The 24,180-nt window shown below is 73.6% G+C and carries 19 protein-coding genes, 1 rRNA gene and 1 pseudogene; 10 read left to right on the plus strand and 11 right to left on the minus strand.

Annotated elements, in window-relative coordinates:
• The 3 genes from BM051_RS27930 to BM051_RS27940 all read right to left on the minus strand — a co-directional run.
• Positions 1 to 243, minus strand: a 16S ribosomal RNA gene (locus tag BM051_RS27930); the annotation flags it as partial.
• 482 nt (positions 244 to 725) lie between these two features.
• Positions 726 to 2,069: a type I glutamate--ammonia ligase gene (gene glnA, locus BM051_RS27935; RefSeq protein ID WP_092537052.1), complete on the minus strand. Its 1,344-nt coding sequence runs from the start codon at positions 2,067 to 2,069 to the stop codon at positions 726 to 728.
• 24 nt (positions 2,070 to 2,093) lie between these two features.
• On the minus strand, positions 2,094 to 3,419 hold the full coding sequence (locus BM051_RS27940; RefSeq protein WP_243859559.1) for an MFS transporter: 1,326 nt from the start codon (positions 3,417 to 3,419) through the stop codon (positions 2,094 to 2,096).
• A gap of 71 nt (positions 3,420 to 3,490) precedes the next feature.
• On the opposite strand from BM051_RS27940, the gene BM051_RS27945 reads away from it, so the two are divergent.
• Positions 3,491 to 4,471, plus strand: a complete 981-nt coding sequence (locus BM051_RS27945; protein ID WP_208325958.1) for a GlxA family transcriptional regulator — start codon at positions 3,491 to 3,493, stop codon at positions 4,469 to 4,471.
• 10 nt (positions 4,472 to 4,481) lie between these two features.
• Positions 4,482 to 5,189 (plus strand): LppX_LprAFG lipoprotein, encoded by a 708-nt coding sequence (locus BM051_RS27950; RefSeq protein WP_092537057.1) that lies wholly within the window; start codon positions 4,482 to 4,484, stop codon positions 5,187 to 5,189.
• 1 nt (position 5,190) lies between these two features.
• On the opposite strand, the gene BM051_RS27955 is transcribed toward BM051_RS27950, so the two are convergent.
• Positions 5,191 to 6,798, minus strand: a complete 1,608-nt coding sequence (locus BM051_RS27955) for an alpha/beta hydrolase (protein WP_424923281.1) — start codon at positions 6,796 to 6,798, stop codon at positions 5,191 to 5,193.
• A 114-nt stretch (positions 6,799 to 6,912) separates the two neighbouring features.
• Between BM051_RS27955 and secA2 the strand changes: the two genes are divergently transcribed.
• The 4 genes from secA2 (at position 6,913) to BM051_RS27975 (ending at position 12,184) form a co-directional block, all read left to right on the plus strand.
• A complete protein-coding gene (secA2, locus tag BM051_RS27960; RefSeq protein WP_092537060.1) occupies positions 6,913 to 9,234 on the plus strand; it encodes an accessory Sec system translocase SecA2 in 2,322 nt (773 codons plus the stop codon).
• Between the two features lie 65 nt (positions 9,235 to 9,299).
• Positions 9,300 to 11,024: an NAD+ synthase gene (locus BM051_RS27965; RefSeq protein WP_092537063.1), complete on the plus strand. Its 1,725-nt coding sequence runs from the start codon at positions 9,300 to 9,302 to the stop codon at positions 11,022 to 11,024.
• A gap of 22 nt (positions 11,025 to 11,046) precedes the next feature.
• Entirely contained in the window at positions 11,047 to 11,616 is a 570-nt protein-coding gene (locus BM051_RS27970) for a hypothetical protein (protein WP_243859560.1), read from the plus strand.
• 10 nt (positions 11,617 to 11,626) lie between these two features.
• Positions 11,627 to 12,184 (plus strand): methylated-DNA--[protein]-cysteine S-methyltransferase, encoded by a 558-nt coding sequence (locus tag BM051_RS27975; RefSeq protein WP_092537069.1) that lies wholly within the window; start codon positions 11,627 to 11,629, stop codon positions 12,182 to 12,184.
• Here BM051_RS27975 and BM051_RS27980 read toward each other — a convergent pair.
• Entirely contained in the window at positions 12,181 to 12,930 is a 750-nt protein-coding gene (locus BM051_RS27980) for a DUF998 domain-containing protein (RefSeq protein ID WP_092537072.1), read from the minus strand. The genes BM051_RS27975 and BM051_RS27980 overlap by 4 nt on opposite strands.
• Before the next feature lie 148 nt (positions 12,931 to 13,078).
• Positions 13,079 to 16,378 (minus strand): bifunctional lysylphosphatidylglycerol synthetase/lysine--tRNA ligase LysX, encoded by a 3,300-nt coding sequence (lysX, locus tag BM051_RS27985; protein ID WP_243859561.1) that lies wholly within the window; start codon positions 16,376 to 16,378, stop codon positions 13,079 to 13,081.
• A 197-nt stretch (positions 16,379 to 16,575) separates the two neighbouring features.
• On the opposite strand from lysX, the gene panB reads away from it, so the two are divergent.
• From panB to pip, 3 genes are all read left to right on the plus strand, one after another.
• Complete coding sequence (gene panB, locus BM051_RS27990; protein ID WP_092537105.1) at positions 16,576 to 17,460, plus strand: 3-methyl-2-oxobutanoate hydroxymethyltransferase; 885 nt, start codon at positions 16,576 to 16,578, stop codon at positions 17,458 to 17,460.
• A 63-nt stretch (positions 17,461 to 17,523) separates the two neighbouring features.
• On the plus strand, positions 17,524 to 17,658 hold the full coding sequence (locus BM051_RS30420; RefSeq protein ID WP_279587051.1) for a hypothetical protein: 135 nt from the start codon (positions 17,524 to 17,526) through the stop codon (positions 17,656 to 17,658).
• A gap of 58 nt (positions 17,659 to 17,716) precedes the next feature.
• Positions 17,717 to 18,715, plus strand: coding sequence for a prolyl aminopeptidase (pip, locus tag BM051_RS27995; protein ID WP_092537078.1), 999 nt, complete (start codon positions 17,717 to 17,719; stop codon positions 18,713 to 18,715).
• Positions 18,716 to 19,389: 674 nt separating this feature from the next.
• Here pip and BM051_RS28000 read toward each other — a convergent pair.
• From BM051_RS28000 to BM051_RS28010, 3 genes are read right to left on the minus strand one after another with little or no spacing between them, the layout of a single operon-like run.
• On the minus strand, positions 19,390 to 20,175 hold the full coding sequence (locus BM051_RS28000) for a helical backbone metal receptor (protein WP_177217020.1): 786 nt from the start codon (positions 20,173 to 20,175) through the stop codon (positions 19,390 to 19,392).
• Positions 20,176 to 20,186: 11 nt separating this feature from the next.
• Entirely contained in the window at positions 20,187 to 20,603 is a 417-nt protein-coding gene (locus BM051_RS28005) for a DUF4326 domain-containing protein (protein ID WP_092537084.1), read from the minus strand.
• Between the two features lie 7 nt (positions 20,604 to 20,610).
• Positions 20,611 to 22,023 carry an RNB domain-containing ribonuclease gene (locus tag BM051_RS28010; protein WP_092537087.1) on the minus strand — a complete coding sequence of 471 codons (1,413 nt, stop codon included), beginning with the start codon at positions 22,021 to 22,023 and terminating at the stop codon, positions 20,611 to 20,613.
• A 91-nt stretch (positions 22,024 to 22,114) separates the two neighbouring features.
• Between BM051_RS28010 and BM051_RS28015 the strand changes: the two genes are divergently transcribed.
• Positions 22,115 to 23,080 carry an ATP-binding protein gene (locus tag BM051_RS28015; protein ID WP_092537090.1) on the plus strand — a complete coding sequence of 322 codons (966 nt, stop codon included), beginning with the start codon at positions 22,115 to 22,117 and terminating at the stop codon, positions 23,078 to 23,080.
• Positions 23,081 to 23,434: 354 nt separating this feature from the next.
• Here the strand turns inward: BM051_RS28015 and BM051_RS28020 are convergent, their stop codons facing one another.
• On the minus strand, positions 23,435 to 23,641 hold the full coding sequence (locus BM051_RS28020; RefSeq protein WP_092537093.1) for a hypothetical protein: 207 nt from the start codon (positions 23,639 to 23,641) through the stop codon (positions 23,435 to 23,437).
• Positions 23,642 to 23,688: 47 nt separating this feature from the next.
• A pseudogene (locus tag BM051_RS28025) lies at positions 23,689 to 24,180 on the minus strand (hypothetical protein); the annotation flags it as partial.

Raw genomic sequence — 24,180 nt, forward strand, 5'->3', positions numbered from 1 at the left:
GATAGGCCGCGGGCCCATCCCACACCACCCCAAAAGGCTTTCCACCACCCCCCATGCAGGAGACGGTCATATCCGGTATTAGACCCCGTTTCCAGGGCTTATCCCAAAGTGCAGGGCAGGTCACCCACGTGTTACTCACCCGTTCGCCACTCATCCACACCCGAAGATGCTTCAGCGTCCGACTTGCATGTGTTAAGCACGCCGCCAGCGTTCGTCCTGAGCCAGGATCAAACTCTCCAACAATGCTATTCAAGAGTCGACCAATGGCACAAACCATCAATCTCAAAGAAACCCACAAAAAAGGGGCAAAAATCAAACTACTGGCTAAATAAAGCTCACTAGCACACTGTTGAGTTCTCAAACAACACTACAAATGTGTTCTCAAGTCTTCGTACCCGGAGCGGCGCTCAACCCACGACCTAAGTCGTTCGACTTCACTCGGAGGGTTGTGCCCCACTTCGGGGCCGACCAGCAACGTTACCCGGCTCGATTCGCGGTGTCAACCCGCTCGACCCGGCCGCCCCTGGCGACGAAGAGAAGATTACATACCCCCGAAATCCCGGCGACAAGGGGGGTCCCCTTAGCCGAGAATCCGCAGCTCACCGGGGGTCCGGGAACGTCACCACGGCCCCCTCGGCCCGAGGCGATACCGGTACGACCACTCGGCGGTCCCGGGTGTCGCGCCGGCACCGGCCGTGCCCGCCGTCACGCCACAGCGCGGGCGGTCACAGCACGGGCAGCAGGGTGCGGAGCTCGTAGGGGGTCACCGCGCTGCGGTAGTTGTCCCACTCCACCCGCTTGTTCCGCAGGAAGAAGTCGTAGACGTGCTCGCCGAGCGCCTCCGGCAACAGCTCCGAGCGCTCCATCTCCACCAGCGCCTCGCCGAGGTTCTGCGGCAGCTGGGCGTACCCGGCCGCCTTGCGCTCGGCGTCGCTCAGCGACCAGATGTTGTCCTCGGCCGGTGGGGGCAGCTCGTAGCCCTGCTCGATGCCCTTGAGCCCGGCGGCGAGGATGACCGAGTACGCCAGGTAGGGGTTGCACGCGGAGTCCAGGGTGCGGATCTCCACCCGGCGGGAGGACGCCTTGCCCGGCGAGTACATCGGCACCCGGACCAGCGCGGAGCGGTTGGCCCTGCCCCAGGACACGGTGGTCGGCGCCTCCCCGCCGGCGATCAGCCGCTTGTAGGAGTTCACCCACTGGTTGGTCACCGCGGAGATCTCCCGCGCGTGGTGCAGCAGGCCGGCCACGAACGCCTTGCCGGTGTCGGACAGCTCGTAGGGGTCCTCCGGGCTGTAGAAGGCGTTGCGGTCGCCCTCGAACAGCGAGACGTGCGTGTGCATCCCCGAGCCGGGCTGGTTGGTGAACGGCTTGGGCATGAACGTGGCCCGCACGCCCTGGGTGAGCGCGACCTCCTTGACCACGTACCGGAAGGTCATCACGTTGTCGGCCATGGTCAGCGCGTCGGCGTAGCGCAGGTCGATCTCCTGCTGCCCCGGCGCGCCCTCGTGGTGGCTGAACTCCACCGAGATGCCCATGGCCTCCAGCGCCTCGATCGCGTGCCGGCGGAAGTGTGTGGCCGTGGCGTGGCTGGCCTGGTCGAAGTAGCCGCCGTTGTCGGCGGGCTCCGGCTCGCGGCCGTCCTCGGGCAGGTTGGCGAGCAGGAAGAACTCGATCTCCGGGTGTACGTAGCAGGTGAAGCCGGCCTCCCCCGCCTTGGACAGCTGCCGGCGCAACACGTGCCGCGGATCCGCCCACGACGGCGAGCCGTCGGGCATCGCGATGTCGCAGAACATCCGCGCCGAGTAGTGCCCGCCTTCCGGGGTCTCCCAGGGCAGCACCTGGAAGGTGGCCGGGTCGGGCTTGGCGACCATGTCCGACTCGTACACCCTGGCGAAGCCCTCGATCGCCGAGCCGTCGAACCCGATGCCCTCGCTGAACGCGCCCTCGAGCTCGGCCGGCGCGACGGCCACGGATTTGAGGAAGCCGAGCACGTCGGTGAACCACAGGCGGACGAACCGGATGTCCCGTTCCTCGAGCGTGCGCAGCACGAACTCCTGCTGGCGATCCATGGTCGCGACCCTATGCGCGATGTGTTAACGGGGTGTTTCCGGGTGCTCCGCCCGGTTGGGGGAAATCCGCAGCGACAGGACCGCGGCCACGGCGCACAGCCCGCCGGCCACGTACCACGCGAGGTCGTAGCTGCCGAGATGGTCGCGGGTGTACCCGGCGCCGAACGCGGCGACCGCCGCGCCCACCTGGTGGGAGGCGAACACCCAGCCGAACACGATCGGCCCGGCCAGGCCGAACCGGTCCCGGCACAGCGCCACGGTCGGGGGCACGGTGGCCACCCAGTCCAGGCCGTAGAACACGATGAACGCCCACATCGGCGGCTCGGTGGTGGGCGCGAACAGCTGCGGCAACAGCAGCAGCGACGCGCCGCGCAGCACGTAGTAGGCGCCGAGGAGCTTGCGCGGGTCGACCCTGTCGGTGAGCCAGCCGGAGGCGATCGTGCCGGCGACGTCGAAGATCCCGACGAGCGCGAGCAGGCCGGCGGCGGTGGTGTGCGGCATGCCGTGGTCGTGCGCGGCCGGCACGAAGTGGGTCCCGATCAACCCGTTGGTGGACGCACCGCAGATCGCGAACCCGCCGGCGAGCAGCCAGAACGTCCGGCTCCGGACGGCGTCGCCGAGCACCCGCACGGCGCGGACGGCCGCGCCGGAACCCGCGTTCACCGGAGCCGGAGCCGAAGCCGAAGCCGGCTCCACGGCCTCGGCCCCGTAGGCGGTGGTGCCGGCGGCGCGCGGATCGTCGCGCAGGAACAGCAGCACGATCGGCACCACGGCCAGCGCGGCTCCGGCCACCGCCAGCGAGGCGGTCCGCCAGCCGTGCTCGGTGGCCAGCACGGCCACCAGCGGCAGGAACACCAGCTGGCCGGCCGCGCCCGCCGCGGTCAGCACGCCGCTGACCAGGCCGCGGTGCCGGACGAACCACCGGCTGGTGACCGTCGCGACGAACGCCAGCGCCATCGAGCCGGTGCCGACCCCGACCAGCACGCCCCAGCACAGCAGCAGCTGCCAGCTCGCGGACATGAGCACGGTCAGCCCGCTGCCCGCCGCGACCAGCAGCAGCGCGCCGGACACCACCCTGCGCATGCCGAGCCGCTCCATCAGCGCGGCGGCGAACGGGGAGATCAGCCCGTAGAGCACCAGGTTGACCGACACGGCGGCGGAGATGGTGCCGCGGGACCAGCCGAACTCGGCGTGCAGCGGGTCGATCAGCACGCTCGGCGCCGCGCGGAACCCGGCGGCGCCGACCAGCGCGACGAACGCGGCGAACGCGACCAGCCAGGCGCGGTGCAGCCGGCGCCGGGAGGCGGGGGCGGGGAGCGTGGTGGAGGGGTCGTGCAGGTGCGTCGTCACGCGATCAAGCCTGGGCAACTCCTCGGCCGAGCACGAGTGGCAAGTTCGCCAATATGTGCAAGGATCTGGCCATGTCCGCCGAACCGCACCGGGTGGTCGTGCTCGCCATCGGCGAGGTGATCGGCTACGACCTGCACATCCCGCCGCAGATCCTGCACGCCGCCCAACGCGAAGGCCGGCCGCTGTACGACGTGCGCGTCGCCGGCGTCGACGACCGGCCCGTCCGGTTCACCGCGGGCTACCGGGCGCGGCTCGACCACGGCCCCGAGGCGCTGGAGACGGCCCAGACGGTGATCGTTCCGGGGACCCGGGTGGCCGGTCCACGGCAGGACGGCAGGCTGCCGGAGCCGGTCGCCGCCGCGCTGGCCCGGATCCCGCGGACCGCCCGGCTGATGTCCATCTGCACCGGCGCGTTCGTGCTGGCCGCGGCGGGCCTGCTCGACGACCGCCCCGCCACCACCCACTGGGCGCACGCCGAGCGGTTCCGCCAGCTGTACCCGAAGGTGCGGCTGGACGAGAACGTGCTGTTCGTCGACGACGGCGACATCCTCACCTCGGCCGGACTGGCCGCCGGGGTCGACCTCTGCCTGCACGTGGTGCGCCGCGACCACGGCAGCGAGGTCGCCAACGTCGCCGCGCGCTACTGCGTGGTGCCGCCCTGGCGGGAGGGAGGGCAGTCGCAGTACATCGAGCGGCCGCTGCCGAGGGCCGACGACGGCAGCACCGCGGCGACCAGGGCGTGGGCGCTGGACCGGTTGCCCGAGCCGCTCGACCTGGCGACGCTGGCCCGGCACGCGCGGATGAGCGTGCGGACCTTCAGCCGCCGGTTCCGGGCGGAGACCGGGCTGCCGCCGCGGACGTGGCTCACCCAGCAGCGGGTGCGGCACGCCCGGCGGCTGCTGGAGACGACGACCCTGCCGGTGGACCGGATCGCCGCGGAGAGTGGGCTGGGCAGCGCGGCATCGCTGCGGCAGCACCTGAGCGCGACGATCGGCGTGTCACCGCTGGCCTACCGCCGGACCTTCGCCGGTGAGCGGGACGCGCCCGGATAACGTACCCCTCATGGGGTGCCGCCGAATCGCCGTCGGGATCGTGCTCGTGCTGGGGCTGCTCGGCGGCTGCACGTCCTCGCCGGACACCACCGGGCCGCTGCCCGACGCCGGCGAGCTGGTGCGGGCGTCGGCCGAGTCGCTGACCCAACTGCGCAGCGTGTCGTTCACCTTCAAGGTCAACGGGAGCGTGCCCGGGCTCGACGTGCGCGAGGTCAGCGGCACCGCGACCAGGGACGGCGGGCGGTACGGCCGGGCCGCCGGCGAGGCCGACATCCAGCGGCGGCTCGACCGGGCGGAGGTCGAGTTCCTGCTCGACGGGGAGCGGCTGTGGCTCACCGGGCTCGGCGACCAGCCGGAGCAGCGGGTCGAGTGGCCGGTGCCGGTGGGGTACGCGCCGGCCACGTTGCTGGACCCGGAGCGGGGCCTGCGGACGCTGCTCACCGGCGCCACCGGGCTGGAGACCGAGGGCAGTGAGCCGCTGAACGGGGTGGACACCTTCCGGGTGGCCGGCGAGCTGCCGCACCCGGTGATCGCGAGGCTGGTGCCGGGGGTGCACACCGGCGTCGACGTGAAGTTCTGGGTCAGCGAGGCGCCCACCCGGCACCTGATGCGGATCTGGGTGCAGGTGCCGCCCCGGCAGCCGAACGAGGGCGCGGTGATGCTCGAGCTGGGGTTGACCGACCACAACCAGCCGCCCCCGCCCACGCCGACGGAGTGAGCTATCGGCAGCGGGTGCCCTCCGGTGGGAGGGTGCCGTCGACGAGGTAGGCGATGCCGGCCTCGTCCACGCACTCGTTGCCCTGCAGGAACACGGTGTGCTGGGTGCCCTCGAAGGTGAGCAGCGCCCCATCCATCGCCTCGGCCAGGCTCACCCCGGCCTCGTAGGGCGTCGCGGGGTCACCGGTCGTGGAGATCACCAGCGGCGGCGGGACACCGTCGACGTTCGGCAGCCGCGGCTGCGCGGTGTTCGGCACCGGCCAGAACGCGCACGCGTCCAGCGCCGCCCCGTCCGGCCGGCCGTCGTCGAGGAACGGCGCCACCTCCGCGTAGCGCCGCTGCGCCTCCAGGATCTCGGCCTTGTCGGTGACCCGGGGGTCGTCGACGCAGCGGATCGCGGTGAACGCGTCCTGCGTGGTGGTGTAGCCGCCGTCCGCGGCGCGCTCGTTGTACATGTCGGCGAGTGCCATGAGCGTGCTCGCCCGGCCGCGCCGCAGCTCGTTCAGCCCGCTGTTGAGCTGCTCCCAGTACTGCTCGGAGTACAGCGCCTGGATGGTGCCGGTGGTCGCGTCCTCGTACGAGAGCTTCCGCCCGTCGCCGACGTCGACCGGGTTGTCGATCAGCGGCCGGACCAGCTCCTGGTAGGCCCGGGTGGCGCCGGCCGGGTCCGACCCGAGGGCGCAGTCCTGCCGCTCGGCGCACCACCCGGCGAACTCGGTGAACGCCTGGCCGAAGCCGCGGCCCTGCTCGACCAGCGACTCGACGAGGTCCTGCTCGGGGTCGAGCGCGCCGTCGAGCACCAGCGCCCGCACGTTGCCGGGGAAGGCCTCGGCGTAGGTGTAGCCGATCCGGGTGCCGTAGGAGTAGCCGAGATAGGTCAGCTGCTCGTCACCCAGCGCCGAGCGGAGCACGTCGAGGTCCTTGGCCACGTCGCGGGTGCCGAGGTTGGCCAGCATCTCGGCGCCGTGCTCGGTGCGCTGCGCGCACTTCGCGGCGAACTCGCGCTCCTCGGCCTCCTGCCGGGCGACCCCCTCCGGTGAGCCGTCGGTCTCGCCGTCGTCGGCGCGGTCGGCGTCCCGCTCCGCGCCGGTGAGACAGCGCACCCGTGGCTCGCTCGCCCCGACCCCGCGCGGGTCGAACCCGACGAGGTCGAACCGCTCACCGAGCGGCGTGCCGGCCACCCTGTCGACGAGCGAGGCGGCGGCGACCATGCCGGAGGCGCCGGGCCCGCCCGGGTTGACCACCAGCGACCCGATCCGCCGGTCCGGGTCGCTCGCCGGGCGGCGGAGCAGGCCGACGGTGACCGTCGGCCCTTCCGGCCGCGCGTAGTTTAGCGGCACCGTCAGCCGGGCGCAGTGCACGTCGTCGCCGCGGAAGCGGGAGCGGGCGGTGTCCGAGGTGGCGTACGGGGCGCACGGCTCCCAGGTGAGCGCCTGGCCGTAGAACTCGGCCAGTTCGCCGGGCACCTCGCCAGCAGGGCCGCGCGACTCGGTCACCGGCGGCGCGACCGCCGGTTCCGGCCCGGTCGAGCAGCCGGCCAGCCCGGCGGCGAGGAGACCGACGGCGGCTAGACAACCGATCCGGGACCGGTAGCGTTCGAGGAAGGGCACACGCACGATGGTGCCATCCCCCGGGAACGCGCATTTCCGGGAACCCCGAGGCGGCACCACCGCGTTGGGGGAGGCAACGGGCGAAGACGACAGGAGGCTCGGGTGGCGGCAGTGATGCAGCGGGTCGGCAGGCGACTGCGCAGAATCATCCAGCGCCCGGGGACCGCGGAGCTGACCCGGTACGAGGCGCTGCTGCCGGCGATCGCGAAGCGCGAGCCGGAGCTGGAGACGCTGTCCGACGCCGAGCTCACCGAGGCCGCCGCGGCGCTGCGCGCGGAGCCGGAGTTCGGCGACCGGCAGTTCACCGAGCTGTGCGCGCTGGGCCGGGAGGCCGCCCGCAGGGCGCTGGACGAGCGGGCGTTCGACGTGCAGTTGCTGGGCACGATGGGCCTGCTCACCGGGCACGTCGTGCAGATGGCCACCGGGGAGGGCAAGACGCTGGCCGGCGCGCTGGCCGCCGCCGGCTACGCGCTGCAGGGCAAGCGGGTCCACGTCATCTCGGTCAACGACTACCTCGCCCGCCGCGACGCGGAGTGGATGCGCCCGGTGTACGACCTGCTCGGCGTCTCGGTCGGCTGGGTCGAGCCGGGGCTCACCCAGGAGGAGCGGCGCGCGGCGTACGCGTCCGCGGTCTGCTACGGCGCGGTCAGCGAGATCGGCTTCGACGTGCTGCGCGACCGGTTGGTCACCCGGGTGGAGGACCTCGTGCAACCCGAGCCCGAGGTGGCGATCGTCGACGAGGCCGACTCGGTGCTGGTCGACGAGGCCAGGGTGCCGCTGGTGATGGCCGGCTCGGTCGACGAGGGGATCGTCGACGAGGAGGTGGCCAAGGTCGTCCGGCGGCTGCGGCACGGGCTGCACTACGAGACCGACCCGGACGGCCGCAACGCGTGGCTCACCCCGGCGGGCGCGTCAGTGGTGGAGAAGTCGCTCGGCGGCATCGACCTCTACGGCGAGAACGCCGACGGCGGCCCGCAGCGGCTGGCCGCGGTGAACGTGGCGCTGCACGCGCACGCGCTGCTCACCAGGGACGTCGACTACCTGGTCCGCGACGGCAAGGTGCAGCTGATCAACGCCTCCCGGGGCAGGGTGGCCGAGCTGCAGCGCTGGCCGGACGGGCTGCAGGCCGCGGTGGAGGCCAAGGAGCAGGTGCCACCGTCGGACCGCGGCGAGATCCTGGACTCGATCACCGTGCAGGCGTTGATCGCCCGCTACCCGAAGGTGGCGGGAATGACCGGCACGGCCGTGGCGGTGGCCGAGCAGCTGCGCGAGTTCTACCGGCTCGAGGTCGCGGTCATCCCGCCGAACACGCCGAACATCCGCGAGGACCTGCGGGACCGGATCTACGCGTCGCCGTCGCGGAAGCTGCGGGCGATCGTCGAGGAGATCCGCACGGTGCACGGGACCGGCCGGCCGATCCTGGTCGGCACCCAGGACGTCGCCGAGTCCGAGGAGCTCGCCGAGAAGCTGGCCAAGGCCGACCTGTCGTGCGTGGTGCTCAACGCGCGCAACGACGCCGAGGAGGCCGCGATCATCGCCGAGGCCGGCAAGCACGACGCGATCACCGTGTCCACCCAGATGGCCGGCAGGGGCACCGACATCCGGCTCGGCGGGGCCGACGGCGCCGACCGGGAGCGGGTCGCCGAGCTGGGCGGGCTGCACGTCATCGGCACCGCCCGTTACCCCAGCAGCCGGCTGGACGACCAGCTCCGCGGCCGGGCCGGCCGGCAGGGTGACCCGGGCAGCTCGGTGTTCTTCGCCAGCCTGAACGACGAACTGGTGCTCAGCTACGCCCCGGACGTGCCCGAGGGCATCACCGCCGACGAGGAGACCGCCGAGGTCACCGCGGTGGCCGCGCACCGGCACATCGCGCACGCCCAGCGGGTGGCCGAGGGGGTGGACCTGGAGATCCACCGGAACACCTGGCGGTACACGCGGCTGATCGAGCACCAGCGCCGCGAGCTGCTCGCGCACCGCGACGAGTTGCTGCGCACCCGGCTGGCCGCGGAGCTGCTGGAGAAGGCGGCGCCGGAACGCTACGCCGAGCTGGCCGAGCAGGTCGACGCCGAGCGGCTGGAGCGGGCCTGCCGGGAGATCATGCTGTACCACCTGGACCAGCGGTGGGCCGACCACCTGGCGTTCCTCACCGACGTGCGGGAGAGCATCCACCTGCGGGCGCTGGCCAGGGAGGCCCCGCTGGACGAGTTCCACCGCGCGGCGATCCCCGAGTTCCACAAGATCCTGCCGGAGACGGAGAAGCGGTCCGTGCAGACGCTGGCCGACGTCGAGATCACCGAGGGCGGGATCGACCTTCCCGCCGCGGGCGTGCGCCGGCCGACGTCGACGTGGACTTACCTGGTGCACGACAACCCGTTCGACTCCGACGCCGAGCAGGCGTTGAAGAAGGTGCGCGGGATGCTGCGCAAGAAGCGCTGAGTTCGGTCCGCGCACTGTGCGGCGCGCCACGCGACGGTGCGGCGCGGGTGCGGGAGAATGACCACATGCCCCAACTGCGCGTCGCATTGGCCCAGGTGAACAGCACCGTGGGCGACCTGGCCGGCAACGCCGACCTGACCGTCGAGTGGACCCGCAAGGCCGCGCAGGCCGGCGCCCACGTCGTGGTGTTCCCGGAGATGTCGCTGACCGGCTATCCGGTCGAGGACCTCGCGCTGCGCGCCACGTTCACCGCGGCCTCCCGCGCCATGGTCGAGGAGCTGGCCGGCCGGCTGGTCGAGGCCGGGTGCGGCGAGGTGCTCACCTACGTCGGCTACCTGGACGCCGACGAGGTCGGCCCGCGTGACGCGGTGGCCGCGCTGTACCGCGGCGAGGTGGTGGTCCGGCAGTTCAAGCACCACCTGCCCAACTACGGGGTGTTCGACGAGCAGCGCTGGTTCAAGCCGGGCGACACGCTCGACGTGGTGCGGCTGCACGGGCTGGACGTCGGCGTGGTGGTCTGCGAGGACATCTGGCAGGAGGGCGGGCCGGTCACCGCGCTCGGCAAGGCCGGCGTGGACCTGATCGTCTCGCCGAACGCCTCGCCGTACGAGCGGGCCAAGGACGACATCCGGCTGCCGCTGGTGGCCCGGCGGGCCGCCGAGGCGGGCGCGCCGCTGGTGTACACGAACATGGTCGGCGGGCAGGACGACCTGGTGTTCGACGGCGACTCGATTGTGGTCGCCGCCGACGGGACGCTGCTCGGCCGGGCCCCGCAGTTCGTCGAGCACCTGCTCGTGCTCGACCTCGACCTCACCGCGGGCGAGCACGCGGGCGAGGGCGAGTTCGAGGGCCTGCGAGTGCGCCGGCGGACGCTGTCGGCCGACCCGCTGCCCCCGTACGCGCCGCTGACCGGCCCGACGGTGAGTGAGCCGCTGTCCGACGAGGCCGAGGTGTGGTCGGCGCTGGTGGTGGGCCTGCGCGACTACGCGCACAAGAACGGGTTCCGCTCGGTGATCCTCGGCCTTTCCGGCGGCATCGACTCCTCGCTGACCGCCGCGCTCGCCGTGGACGCGCTCGGGCCGGACGCGGTGTACGGCGTGTCCATGCCGTCGAAGTACTCCTCGGAGCACTCGCGCGACGACGCCGCCGAGCTGGCCCGGCGGCTCGGCTGCCACTTCCGGGTGGAGCCGGTGGCCGACATGGTGGCCGCCTACGTCGACCAGCTGGAGCTGGCCGGCACCGGGCTCGCCGAGGAGAACATCCAGGCCAGGGTGCGCGGCATGCTGCTCATGGCGCTGTCCAACCTGAACGGCCACCTGGTGCTGGCCACCGGCAACAAGACCGAGCTGGCGGTGGGGTACTCCACGATCTACGGCGACGCGGTGGGCGGGTTCGCGCCGATCAAGGACGTCTTCAAGACGCACGTGTGGGAGCTGGCCCGCTGGCGCAACGCCGAGGCGGAGAAGCGCGGGGAGACGCCGCCGATCCCGGAGAGCTCGATCACCAAGCCGCCGTCGGCGGAGCTGCGCCCCGGCCAGCTGGACGCCGACTCGCTGCCGGACTACGCCCTGCTCGACGACATCCTGGACGACTACGTGGAGGGCGACCGAGGCTTCGGCGACCTGCTGGCCGCCGGGTTCGCCGCGGAGGTGGTCGACCGGGTGGTGCGGATGGTGGACAAGGCCGAGTACAAGCGGCGCCAGTACCCGCCCGGCACCAAGATCACCTTCAAGGCGTTCGGCCGGGACCGGCGGCTGCCGATCACCAACGTCTGGCGGGAAGCCCACTAGCCAGTGGTTCCTGATGGGTTCAGTGGCCGTGGGCGAGGGAGCTCAGCGACGGCCGAACGTCGTCGCGCTGCCGGCGGAGTTGGTGGAACGGCCCGGTGGGCTTCCGTCGCACTGCGCTCGTCACGGTCTGCCCGCGGTGCGCCGGGCCGACTTCGCCTTGCAGTCGAAGGTGCGGATCGAAGGCAGTCGACTGCGTCAGGTCGGTGTCCTCGGCGCAGTCGGTACGGCCGAACGGCTGGGTCAACACGCGAAGAAGGTACGCGTCACGCACGTCAAGGGCTGGCCGCTGTGCACTGTGTGCTCTCGTACCAGGGCGGCGTGGCTGACCGTCTCGTGTGTCATGTTCTTTGGCGGGCTGCTGGCGTTCGCCGGTTCCCTCATTGCCGGAGTTCTGGCCGAGAAGGGCACTGTGCCGGCGCTCGCCGGGGTGGCGGTGGCCGGTTTCGTCGTGATGATCCTCGCGGCGTTCCCGTTCGCCCTGGGCAGCATGGCGCGGATCATCGGCGCGAGCACGGCACCCGAGGGCGGAGAGGTACGGGTCGTGAACCCCAGCCAGGCGTTCGTCGCCGAACTGCCGGGCAGGACCGACTGAGTGTATGGCCATGAGTGCAGGCACCAGAGACGACACCGGCTTCGCGGTGTTCGACACCGCGCTCGGGTGGTGCGGGATCGCGTGGGGTGAGCGGGGCGTGGCCGGCGCGCAGCTGCCGGAGGGCGACGCGGCCGCGGTCCGGGCCCGGCTGCGGCGACGTTTCCCGGACGCGCTCGAGCAGCAGCCGCCGCCGGCGGTGCGCGCGGCCGTCGACGGCGTGGTCGCGCTGCTCGGCGGCGAGCCCCGGGACCTCGCCGAGGTCGAGCTGGACATGACCGGCGTGCCGGACTTCCACCGCAGGGTGTACGAGGTGGCCCGCACGATCCCGCCCGGCGCCACGCTCACCTACGGCGACATCGCGCACCGGCTCGGTCTGCCCGGCTCGGCCCGTGCCGTCGGGCGGGCGCTGGGCGCCAACCCGTTCGCGCCGATCGTGCCGTGCCACCGGGTGCTCGCCGCGGGCGGCGGCACCGGCGGGTTCTCCGCCACCGGCGGGGTGGCCACGAAGCTGCGCCTGCTGGTGATCGAGGGCGCTCGCGCCGAGGAGCCCACCCTCTTCGACCTCTAGCCGCGGCCCGCGGGTGGCGTCGTCCGGTGTCGGTAGGCCAGCCCGGCGGCGTGCCGCAGCCGGGCGGAGTCGAGCAGGTAGGCCGTGCCCACGACCAGCAGCGCGACCATGGTGAGCAGCTGGAACCGCTCGAGCAGGCCGACGTACCGGCCGCCGGCGAGCAGCTCCAGCGCGACCATGCCCAGCGCGCTGGCCAGCACGAGGACGAACGCGGTCCGCGCCGCGCGCCGCCAGAAACCCTCCGGCCACCACCGCTCGGCACAGGCGCAGCTGGCCAGGTACAGCAGGACGGTGAACGTCCAGGTCGCCACGTGCACCCAGTGCGCCGTGGGCACCTCGTCGGTGGCGATCCGCTGCCGGCACTGCTCGCTGGCCGAGCGCGCGCAGTCGAGCGGGTAGGCCGCGGCGACCAGCAGGTTCATCCCGAACAGGCCGATCGCCGTCACCGACATTCGCGGCCAGAACTGGGCCGGGACCAGCCGCAGCAGGAACGGCACCGCCAGCACGAACGCGGCGCCGGACCCGACGTCGGCCACCCGGAACAACCGGGAGTATGGCTGGTCGAGCGCGCTCGCCTCGGTGGTGTAGGAGTGCACCGGCGACAACCCGAGGGGCAGCACGGCCTCCAGCAGCCACGCGGAGTACCCGAGGCCGCCGACGAGCAACAAGGTCACCGCGACGGCCCTGGCGGCCCGGACGCCGCGGCTCATCCGCGGCGCCGGCCGGAGGGAGACAGCGGCGGCCATACGCGCGACACCAACCGTTTCCACCTGCCGTGTTCAGTCCGCACCGTGCTCCTCGCTCGCCCGGCGCACCCGACTGTTCCAGTGGGGCGCTCTATGTATCACGCGCCAGGGAGGCGCTGTCAATGTCGATGATCGCGGCGGCCCACGGTCACGGCCGGGGTCGGGCGAACGGAAACGGTACCGTCCGCCGGATCGACGCGCCGGTGAGCATCATCAGCAGCCGGTCGACGCCGAGGCCGAGGCCCCCGGTCGGCGGCATTCCGTGCTCCAGCGCGAGCAGGAACTCCTCGTCCAGCCCCATGGCCTCGACGTCGCCGCTGGCCGCGCGCAGCGACTGGCCGGCCAGCCGCCGGCGCTGCTCGACCGGGTCGGCCAGCTCGGTGTAGGCGGTGCCCACCTCCGTGCCGAACGCGACCAGGTCCCAGCGTTCCGCCAGCCGGGGGTCGGCCCGGTGCGGCCGGGTCAGCGGCGACACCGCGGCAGGGAAGTCGGTGTAGAAGGTGGGCCGCTCGGTGGCGGGTTCGACCAGGTGCTCGTACGCCTGCAGCACCAGGTCGGCGTGGCCGGCCTCCCCCGCGACGCTCACGCTCGCGGCCCGGCACCAGCCGCGCAGCTCCTCGGCCGGCGTGTCCGGCCGCACCGGGTGGCCCAGCGCCGCCGACACCGCGTCGTACACCGGCACCACCGGCCACGGGCCGGAGACGTCCAGCTCGCCCTCCCCCGACCGGCGTACCACCGGCGCGCCGAAGGCGGCCTCGGCGGCGGACCGCACCAGGTCCGCGGCCAGCTCACGCATCGTCGTGTAGTCGGCGTAGGCCTGATAGGCCTCGAGCATCGTGAACTCGGGGTTGTGCGTGGCGTCGACGCCCTCGTTGCGGAAGTTGCGGCCGAGCTCGTACACCCGGTCCATCCCGGCCACGCACAGCCGCTTCAGGTACAGCTCGGGCGCGATCCGCAGGTAGAGCCGCTGGTCGTAGGCGTTGCTGGAGGTGACGAACGGCCGGGCGTTGGCGCCGCCGTGCACGGCCTGCAGCATCGGCGTCTCCACCTCCAGGTAGCCCCTCCGGTGGAGGTGCTCGCGCAACGCCCGAACCACCGCGCCGCGCAGCCGCAGCAGGCCGGCGGCGTCCGGGTCGGCGACCAGCTCGAGGTAGCGCCGGCGCACCCGGGTCTCCGGGTCGGTGAGCCCCTTGTGCTTGTCCGGCAGCGGATGCAGGCACTTCGCGGTGACCGTCCACTCGTCGACCAGCACGGACAGCTCGCCGCGCCGCGAGGTGACGACCTCCCCGCGCACCCCGACGTGGTCGCCGAGGTCGACCCCGGCGCGCCACGGCCCCAGCGGCAGCCGGCGAGCGTCGAGCATGAGCTGCAGGTCGCCGGTGCCGTCGCGGAGGCCGGCGAAGCACAGCCCGCCGAAGTCCCGCACCGCCACCACCCGGCCGGCCACCCGGACCACCTCGCCGGTGGCGGTGTCCGGCGGCAGGCCGGCGAACCGGGCGGCGACCTCACCGAGCGGCACGTCACGGGGGAAGCTCACCGGGTAGGGGTCGACGCCGGCGGCCCGCAGCCGGTCGAGCTTGGCCAGCCGTACCCGAACCTGCTCCGGCCGGCGCGGCGGGGCGATCGGCGGCGCCGGCACGTCCTCGACCTCGGCCACCGCGGCGGCGAACGCCGGGGCGGCCTCCCCGGCCCGCAGCACCCGGCGCGGGCCGCGCACCGGGACGAACCCCTCCAGCGTGCCGGCCACCAGGCCGACCCGGGGGAGCCGGCGGGCCGAGGTGTAGCAGAGGTAGCGCGGCACCCACGCCGGGCCGTACTTCGTGGTGGCCCGGTACAACGACTCCAGCTGGAAGAACCGGGAGAACACGCCGAGCACCCTGCGCCAGGACCGCAGCACCGGGCCGGCACCGATCCGCTCTCCTTGCGCGAACACCGCGCGGAACATCGCGAAGTTGAGCGACACGCGGTGCACGCCCAGCCGGGGCGCGGCCGCGACCAGCTCGGTGAGCAGGTACTCGGTCAGACCGTTGTCGGCGGCCCGGTCACGGCGCATCAGGTCCAGGGAGAGGCCGCGCCGGCCCCACGGCACGAACGACAGCAGCCCGCGCGGCCGCCCCTCGGCGTCGCGCGCGGTGACCAGCACGCAGCGGACGTCGGTCGGGTCGCCGAGCCGGCCCAGCGCCATGGAGAAGCCGCGCTCGGTCGCCTCCCCGCGCCAGCGCTGGGCCAGCTCGCACAGCTCGGCCAGCTCACCGGCGGGGATCTCGGCCAGCCGGCGCACCTCGGCGGTGTAGCCGGCCCGGCGGATCCGCCGCACCGCCTGGCGCAACGCCCTGCGCTCCGGTCCGGTGAGGCCGAACTCGCGGACGTCGAGCACGGCCTCGTCGCCGATCTCCAGTGCCCGCAGCCCGGCCGCGGCGTAGACCCCGGCGCCGCGCTCGCTCGCACCGAGCACGCCGGGCAGCCAGCCGTAGCGGCGGGCCTCGGCCAGCCACGCGCGCACGGCGTGCGGCCACGCCTCCCGCTCGCCGATCGGGTCACCGCTGGCGACGGTGGTGCCGCCGAGCACCCGGTAGGTAACCGCGGCCCGGCCGGACGGCGCGAACACGACGCTCTTGTCGCGGCGGGTGGCGAAGTAGCCGAGCGAGTCGTCCTCGCCGTGCTCGACCAGCAGCGCGCGCAGCCGCAGCTCCTCGTCGTCGGTGCGCAGCCGGCGGGTGCGCACACCGCGGAGGAACACCCACAGCGCGGCCACGCCGGCGAGCGCGGCGAGCACGTCGAGCAGTACGTCCAGCCAGGCCGGGCCGTGGCCGGGCACGATCCGGCGCAGCCGGAACAGCTCCCCGGTGGCGTGGTTGGCCACCCACACGAACCGCTCCCCCGCGCCACCGAGCGTGCCGGGGAACACCGCGGTGGCCGCCCAGCCGAGCAGCACCACCGAGGCCAGCCCACCGGTGAGCACGGCGAGGCCACGCCACCACGCGCCGGGGGCCAGCCGCGCGGGAAACGCGGGACGCAGGACGAGCAGGAAGCTGGCGAGGCCGGCGGCGAGCAGCTCGGCGCCGACCAGCCAACCGTGCGCCGCGGGCAGGTGGTGGTCGCCGTGCGGCAGCAGCAGGCCGGGGTCGAGCAGCAGGGTGGCGTGCACGGCCAGCAGTTGCAGCAGGCTGCCGACCTCGAACAGCACCAGGGTGAGCAGCGCCGCCCGCTTGCGGCGGCGCAGCGCCGCGCCGAGCACGGCGAGCACCAGCGCGATGAACAGGTTGGCGTCGACCGGAAGGCCGGCGAGGTTGGCGCCCGCGACGAGTGCCCCGAGCACCCCGTGGTCCCGGCCGGTCACCAGCAGCACCAGCGACAGCAGCGCGGCCGCCTGCACCACCGTGGCCACCACCCCGGCGGCCCGCTGCCGCCACCGGGCCGGCCCGTTCGGCTGATCCCGCTGATCCACCTGCCTGCCTCCCGACCGCGTACCGCCGACCAGCCAACCCCACCGGGGGTCCGCTCGCGTCATCCTCGGGTCTGGTCGCGTGTGAAGCTGGTCGCACGACCTTGGCCCCCGCCGGGGCCGGTGCGACGCTTCGAGGTGCAACGATCCACGGACCCGGGGACCCTGGGAAACAGGGCCTCGAGGGAAGGATGGTCGACATGTCCACCCCGCAGCACGGCGGCCCCGGCGAGGCCGCCGCTCCCTACGGTTCCGGACCTTCGGCCCAGGCGGCGCCCGGCGCGCCGGGCAAGAAGGTCCGCATCCACCATCTGCGTGAGCTCAAGGAGCGCGGCGAGCCGTGGCCGATGCTCACCGCGTACGACATGTACACCGCCGAGCTGTTCGACGAGGCCGGGATCCCGGTGCTGCTGGTCGGCGACTCGGCCGCGAACAACGTGTTCGGCTACGACACCTCGCTGCCGGTCACGGTGGAGGAGCTGCTGCCGCTGGTCCGCGGCGTGACCAGGGCCGTGCGCCGCGCGCTGGTGGTGGCCGACCTGCCGTTCGGCTCCTACCAGCTGTCGCCGGAGCAGGCGCTGGCCACGTCGGTGCGGTTCATGAAGGAGGGCAGGGCGCACGCGGTGAAGCTCGAGGGCGGCAGCCGGTTCGCCCCGCACGTCGAGGCGATCACCGGCGCCGGGGTGCCGGTGATGGGCCACATCGGGTTCACCCCGCAGAGCGAGCACAACCTCGGCGGGTACCGCGTGCAGGGCCGTGGCGCCGCCGGAGAGGAGTTGCTGGCCGACGCGCTCGCGCTGCAGGCGGCCGGGGCGTTCGCCGTGGTGATGGAGATGGTGCCGGCCGAGGTGGCCAAGCGGATCACCGGGGAGCTGCGCATCCCGACCGTCGGCATCGGCGCCGGGCCGGACTGCGACGCGCAGGTGCTGGTGTGGCAGGACATGGCCGGGCTGCGCCGCGGCAGGGCGCCGCGGTTCGTCAGGCGGTACGCCGACGTGGCAGGCGTGCTGTCCGCGGCGGCCACCGCGTTCGCCGACGAGGTGCGGCGCGGCGAGTTCCCGGCCCCTGAGCACGCCTTCCAGTAGCCGACGGTCGGCGAGCATCCCCGCGAACCGGTGCCGGTTCCGGAAAGCCTTTTCCCGAAACCGTTGAAAGCGCATTCCCTTCCGCCGGTCCGGCGGCGGATCACCCTGACCGGGCCGCGCAACGCGGTGCCGCGGGCCGCGTCCGGGCGCACGCTCGAGTTCACCGGCGGCAACGTCGCCGTGACGAGCGGCTGCTGAGGCGCGTTCCCGCCGCACCCGGCTGCCCGGGTGCGGCGGGTTCCGGCAGAGTGGTGCGGTGACCGATCTCTACCCGCCGATCCAGCCGTACGCGCGTGGCATGCTCGAGGTCGACGCCGGCATCGCGATCTACTGGGAGACCTCCGGCAACCCGGACGGCAAGCCGGTCGTCGTGCTGCACGGCGGGCCGGGTAGCGGCAGCGCTCCGCTGACCCGTCAACACTTCGACCCCGCCGCCTACCGGATCGTGCTGTTCGACCAGCGCGGCGCGGGCCGGAGCACGCCGGCCGCCGGCGCGCCGGGTGCCGACCCGTCCCGCAACACCACCTGGCACCTGGTCGCCGACCTCGAGCGGCTGCGCGAGCACCTGCGGATCGAGCGCTGGCAGGTGTTCGGCGGTTCCTGGGGCGCGACGCTGGGGTTGGCGTACGCGCAGACCCATCCGGAACGGGTCAGCGAGATCGTGCTGCGCGGCGTGTTCACCGCGCGCCAGCGGGAACTGGACTGGATCTACCGGGGCGGTGCGGGGAACCTGTTCCCGGAGGACTGGGAGCGGTTTCTGGCCGCGCTGCCCGCCGCCGACCGGGCCGACCCGCTGGCCGGCTACCACCGGCTGGTGTTCGACCCGGACCCGGCGGTGAGCGAGCCGGCGGCGGTCGCGTGGAGCGGGTGGGAGGGCGCGATCGTGTCGGCCGTGCCGCAGCAGGGCTTCCGCACCGGATACGCGCGGCCCGCGTTCGCCGTGCCGTTCGCCCGGCTCGCGCTGCGCTACTTCGCGCACGGGGCGTGGCTGGAGCCGGACCAGCTGCTGCGCGACGCGGGCAAGCTGGCCGGCATCCCCGGGGCCATCGTGCAGGGCCGCTACGACGTGGTCTGCCCGCCGGTGACGGCGTACGAGCTGCACCGCGCCTGGCCGGACGCGGAGCTGAGCATCCTGCCGCACGCCGGGCACGCGGTGACCGACCCCGGCGTGCTCGCCGGCCTGCGCGCCGCCACCGACCGGTTCCGTCCCCAGCCCGGCCCCACCTCGCGCAATCAGGTGAAGGTGCGGGCGTAGAACGCGGGCGCGCCCCGGCTGAGGTTGATGGAGTGCGCGGCCCGCTCGACCAACTCGTCGACGGCCCCGCCCCGGCCGAGGTGGCGCAGTCCCGGGTATCCCCGCGGCAGCGCAGATCGTGCCGGCCCAGCACGGACAGCGTCGGGATCCCCGGGGCGAGGTCGGCGACCGGCGGCTGATACGTGCCGGGGAACAGGAACATGCGGGCCGCGCGGGCGACGATCCCGCCGAGCGAGTGCGCGTTGAGCACGATCTTCCGGCCACGGCGGGCCCACCGCGTCGCGGCGCGGGTGCCGCACCAGTTGGTGCACCGCGTACCCGGCGGCGTCGACGTCCAACGTCCCGGGGTCGGGGTGGTCGCTGCGGCCGTAGCCGAGCGTCGACGTTCAGGATGGCGAATCGCGGCGGGTGGCACCGCGGACGTAGGAGTGGGGTTCCGCCGGTACGGCCAGTCCCAGTACGTGTGGTCGTAGGTCGACCTGGACCGGGGTGCCCCCGTCACGCGGCACGGCGGCAACCGGATTGCCGGATGGGGAGCCGGCCGTCCTGCCGCGCGCTGGGTGGTTGCCGGCCCGCCGCGCCGCCACCCCACCACGGCCGTTCCGGGCCGTCACCGTCGCGGCGGCGGGCTCCCCAGTCGGCCGCGGGGGTTGCTCGCGATCGTCCCCGGCCCGTCAGGCACGCCTGCCATGCCGAACCGCGTCCAGGGCGGACCGCAGAGCGCGGTGGGCGGTCACCAGGGACGGGCCGTACCAGGTCAGGTCGCGGCCGGACACCAGCACGGAGGGCACCCCGGGAAACGCCTCGGGCCCGTCGTCGTGGGTGAACTCGTACGGCTCGTCCGGCAGCACGAGCAGGTCTGCCCGCCCCTCGGCGAAGCAGGCCCGCAACTCGTCGAGCTTCGGCCGGGGGTAGCGGTCGGGATGGTCGGCGTAGGCGCCGGCCACCCCGAGCCGGTCCAGCACGTCGCCGCCGAAGGTGTCCCGGCCGAGCACCACCCACGGCTTGCGCCACACTGGCACCACGGCCGTGGCCCACCGCGGCTCCGTCTCCCGCCAGATCTCCTCGGCCTCCACCAGCCAGCCGGGCTCGTCGAGCTCGAACGCCTGGGTCAGCACCCGGCGCAGCGACCCGAGGGCCGCCGGCACGGTCGCCGGCGCCTCCATCACCCACACGGGGAAACCGTTGGCCCGCAACCGCTGCACGTCCTCCGGCCGGTTCTCCTCCGAGTTGGCGAGCACGAGATCCGGCCGGAGGTCCATCACGGCGTCGACCTTCGGGTACTTCGACCCGCCGACCCTCGGCACGTCCAGGTCCGGCGGATGGGTGCAGTAGTCGGTGGCTCCCACCAGCCGCCCCGGGGCGGTCACCGCGACCGCCTCGGTCAGCGCGGGCACCAGCGAGACGACCTTCCGCGGCGCCCCCGCCACCGGGACCTCCTCACCCAGGTCGTCGAACAGCATTCGGCGCGTCACGCGTCCTCCGTCCGGTCGGTGTACTCCCGCAACACATCGGCGTGGCACGGCTCCGGCGCGCACCAGCAGCCCAGCGCCCGCCCGGCCAGCTCACCGGCGCGCAGCCGCCCCAGCAGTTCCGGCTGATCGGCCAGCCAGTCCCGGTAGTGCCGCACCATCGCGGCGCGGTCGACCTTCGCCTCCTTCACGAACGGGTTGGCGAAGTTCGACTGGGGCCAGGAGTGCCGGTTGCCGGCGCGCCCGACATAGGTGACCAGGTCGGCGTCGACCAGCCACGGCACGAGCCGCCGGTGCGGGCCGGACCGGCGGACGTTGACCACGGCGGCCCGCCCGGCCAGCACCGTGCGGGCGACCTCCCGCTCCTCCTCGGTCCAGCGGTCGGCCTCCGGCGGAAGCTGGATTCGGCTGCGCATACCAGGGTCATACCCGTTCGAAGGCGACCTTGCGCCTCGCCACGTCCACCGCGGTGAGCCGGACCCTGATCCGCGCTCCCTCGCGCACGTCGCCGCCGGCGCACTTGGCGATCACCGGCGGATGGTGGATGAGCACCTCGGCCCGGTTGGCGTCGGCCCGCAGCACCACGGCGTCGAACGTGTCGCCGATCCGCTCGGCCAGTAGCCACGCCTCCACCTGGTCCAGACACGCCTTGGCGACCCGCGCGGCCAGCGTGTCCGAGGCGTTCATCAGCTCGGGCAGCTCGACCAGCGCGGCCCGCACCCACTCCGGCACGGCGCGGCCGGCGGTGACGGCGAGGCACACCTCGGTGCCGAACCGGTCGACGAGCCGGCGGATCGGCGCGGTGACGTGGGCGTAGGGGCCGCCGATCCCGGCGTGGGTGGCCGGCTCGGGAACGGTGCCGTCGAACGCGGTGTAGCCGGCGCCGCGGAGCAGCCGGGTGACGTCGGCGTACAGCGCGAGCGACTCCGGCCGGTCGGGGTCGAGCCCGGCGAGCAGCTCGGCGACGTCGTAGCCGTCGGGCCAGTCGATGCCGAGCGAGTGCGCCGACCGGCGCAACCCGGCCACCGCCTCGGGCCCCGCGTCCGGCAACGTGCGCAGCACCCCGACGCCGGCCTCGAGCATGATGCCGGCCGCGGCCATGCCGGTGAGCAGCGAGATCTCGGCGTTCCACGCCTCGACGTCGTTGCGCGGCCGGCGGGCGAGCAGCCAGCCGCCGTCCGGCCCGGCCGCGACCTCCTGCTCGGGAAGCTGAGGCTCCACGGCGCCGCGCCGCACGGCCAGCTCGCGGCGCAGCCGGCCCACCTCCGGCAGCGCGGCCACGGCCGGGTGCGGGGTGCCGGCGTCGAGCGCGGCCTGCACGGTGTCGTAGTCGAACCGGGCACCCGACCGGACCAACGCCCTGCGCACCCTGACGTCGGTGGGCTCGCCGCCGCTGTCGAGCTCGATCGTCCAGAGCACCGCGGGGCGGACCTCGCCGGGCAGCAGGCTGGCCGCGCCCTCCGACAGCTCCGGCGGGTGCAGCGGGATGTTGCTGTCGGGCAGGTACAACGTCTGACCGCGGCGGCGGGCCTCGCGGTCGATCGCGCCACGCGGCGGCAGGAACGACGCGAGATCGGCGATGGCGTAGTGCACCCGGAACCCGACGCGGGCACGCTCGACGCACACTGCCTGGTCGAGGTCCTTCGCGCCGGGCGGGTCGATGGTCACCAGCGGAAGGTCGGTGGCGTCCTCCCGGCCGCCGGGCAGGTCGGCCGGGTCGCCGGCCACGGCCTCCGCCTCGGCCAGCACGTCGGGCGGGAAGCCGTCCGGGAGGCCGAACTCGGCCCGCACGGCGGCGAAGTCACCGCCGGAGCTTTTGGCCGCGTCGGGGTGCACCCTGCCACCCTAGCCCGTTCGTGAGCCTCCCCGCGGGGTGTACGGTACGCCTGACGGAAATGAAAACCAATACCAATCAGGGAGCGTTCGCGTGAAGGTTGCCTTCGTCGGCAAGGGCGGCAGTGGCAAGACGACGTTGGCGTCGTTGTTCGCGGCGTACCTGGCCGCGTCGGCCCGCCCGGTGCTCGCCATCGACGCCGACATCAACCAGCACCTGGCCGTCGCGCTCGGCGCCCGCGAGGAGGAGGCCGCCGCGCTGCCCACGCTCGGCGACCACCTGCCGTTGATCAAGGACTACCTGCGTGGCGACAACCCGCGGATCCCCAGCGCGGAGGCCATGATCAAGACCACGCCCCCGGGCCGCGGGTCGCGGCTGCTCACGCCGATGGCCGACACCCCGATCTCGGCGGCCTGCTTCCGTGAGGTGGGCGGGGTACGGCTGGCGGTGACCGGCCAGTTCGCCGACGACGAGCTGGGGGTGGCCTGCTACCACGCCAAGGTGGGGGCCGCGGAGTTGCTGCTCAACCACCTCGTGGACGGCGCGGGCGAGTACGTGGTGATGGACATGACCGCGGGGGCGGACGCGTTCGCGTCCGGGCTGTTCACCCGGTTCGACGTGACGTTCCTGGTCTGCGAGCCGACGCGGCGCAGCCTCGGCGTGTACCGCCAGTACCGCGACTACGCGCGGGACTTCGGGGTGCGGCTGGCGGTCGTGGGGAACAAGGTGGCCGACGCCGAGGACGTGGACTTCCTGCGCGCGGAGGTCGGTGACGGCCTCCTCGGCTGGGTGACCGGGTCGGGTCACGTGCGGGCGGCCGAGCGGGGGCGGCCGCGGCCGATCGACCAGCTGGAGCCGGAGAACCTGGCGACCCTGCGGGCGATGTGGGAGCTGGTGGACGCCACGCCGCGGGACTGGGCGCGCTACCAGGCGCAGGCGGTGGAGTTCCACCTGCGCAACGCGCGGGCGTGGGGCAACGACCGGGTCGGCACGGATCTGGCCGCGCAGGTGGACCCCGACTTCGTGCCCGGCCCCGAGCACCTGGCCGGCGCTCACTGAGCACTCCGCCGGCGCCCGCGCCGCTCGTGGCACGACGACGGCACGTGGGCTCCGAGAACTCCCGTCCCAGCCCGCTGGCCAACCGGTTCCCGCTCACCAACCCCTTGGCGTACTCGCTGACCGATCGGGATGCCGGCCGTGCTCTTGTTGTACCCCGCCGCTCCCGGGGGGCCGGTCCCAGGTCCAGTCTATCGGCGGGGTGGAGTGCGGAACGGGGTCGCGGAAATCTGTGGATGGCCGGAGTTGATGTGGACAAGTGGCGGGTCAGCGAGTTCGCGGGCGGCGAGTTCGTCGGTGACCCGGGCTAAGCTGCCCGGCCCGCGGTCACTGCGCGCCGTTCCACTGCGCCCGCGGTCACTGCCCGCCGTTCCACTCGGCGTCCTCGGCGTCGGCCTGGCGGGTGCGTTCCCTGGCGATCTCCAGGGCCCGCCGGGCGGTCGCCTCGTCGGGGTAGGGGCCGAGCAGGTCGATCGACCGCGAGCGTTCGAGGTGCTCGACCTCGCCCGTGCGGGTGTTGTAGTACCAACCGGGATCCGGATTCGGGTCTTTGCCGCGTGCCATGGTTCGAGCTTGACACTCCGCGCCGCCCATGGCACGACGAACGGCGGTCACCGCCGGTACCGGTAGGGGATCTCCGTCGGCTCCCCGGTGGGCCCGAAGTCGCCCCCGCCGGCGGGGTCCTCGGTGTCGTCGTCGGTCATCTCGTCGAACCAGCCGCGGTGGCTCTTCCGGATCGGCGGCAGCGGCACCCCGCGGGGCGGGGTGATCGCGTCGACCTCCGGGCGCGGCTCGGGCGCCGCCGGTGGCTCGTCGCGAATGGCGTGATGCTCCAGCGCGGCGGAGTACTCCGGCGCGGCCGGGTCCGCGTCGCGGTGCGTCGGCTCGCCGCCGGACCGGGCTTTCGACGGTTCCTCGGCCACGGCCTCGCCGCTCGCCGACTCCTGTCCCGCGGGCTCCCCGGTCACCGGCACCTCCTCGGCCGTGAACGCGCCGGGCTCGGTGGCATCGGGTTCAGCGGCGTCGGGTTCAGCGGCGTCGGGTTCAGCGGCGTCGGGTTCAGCGGCGTCGGGTTCAGCGGCGTCGGGTTCAGCGGCGTCGGG

Origin of the sequence: Amycolatopsis arida (assembly GCF_900115565.1) — a bacterium.
GTDB lineage: Bacteria > Actinomycetota > Actinomycetes > Mycobacteriales > Pseudonocardiaceae > Yuhushiella > Yuhushiella arida.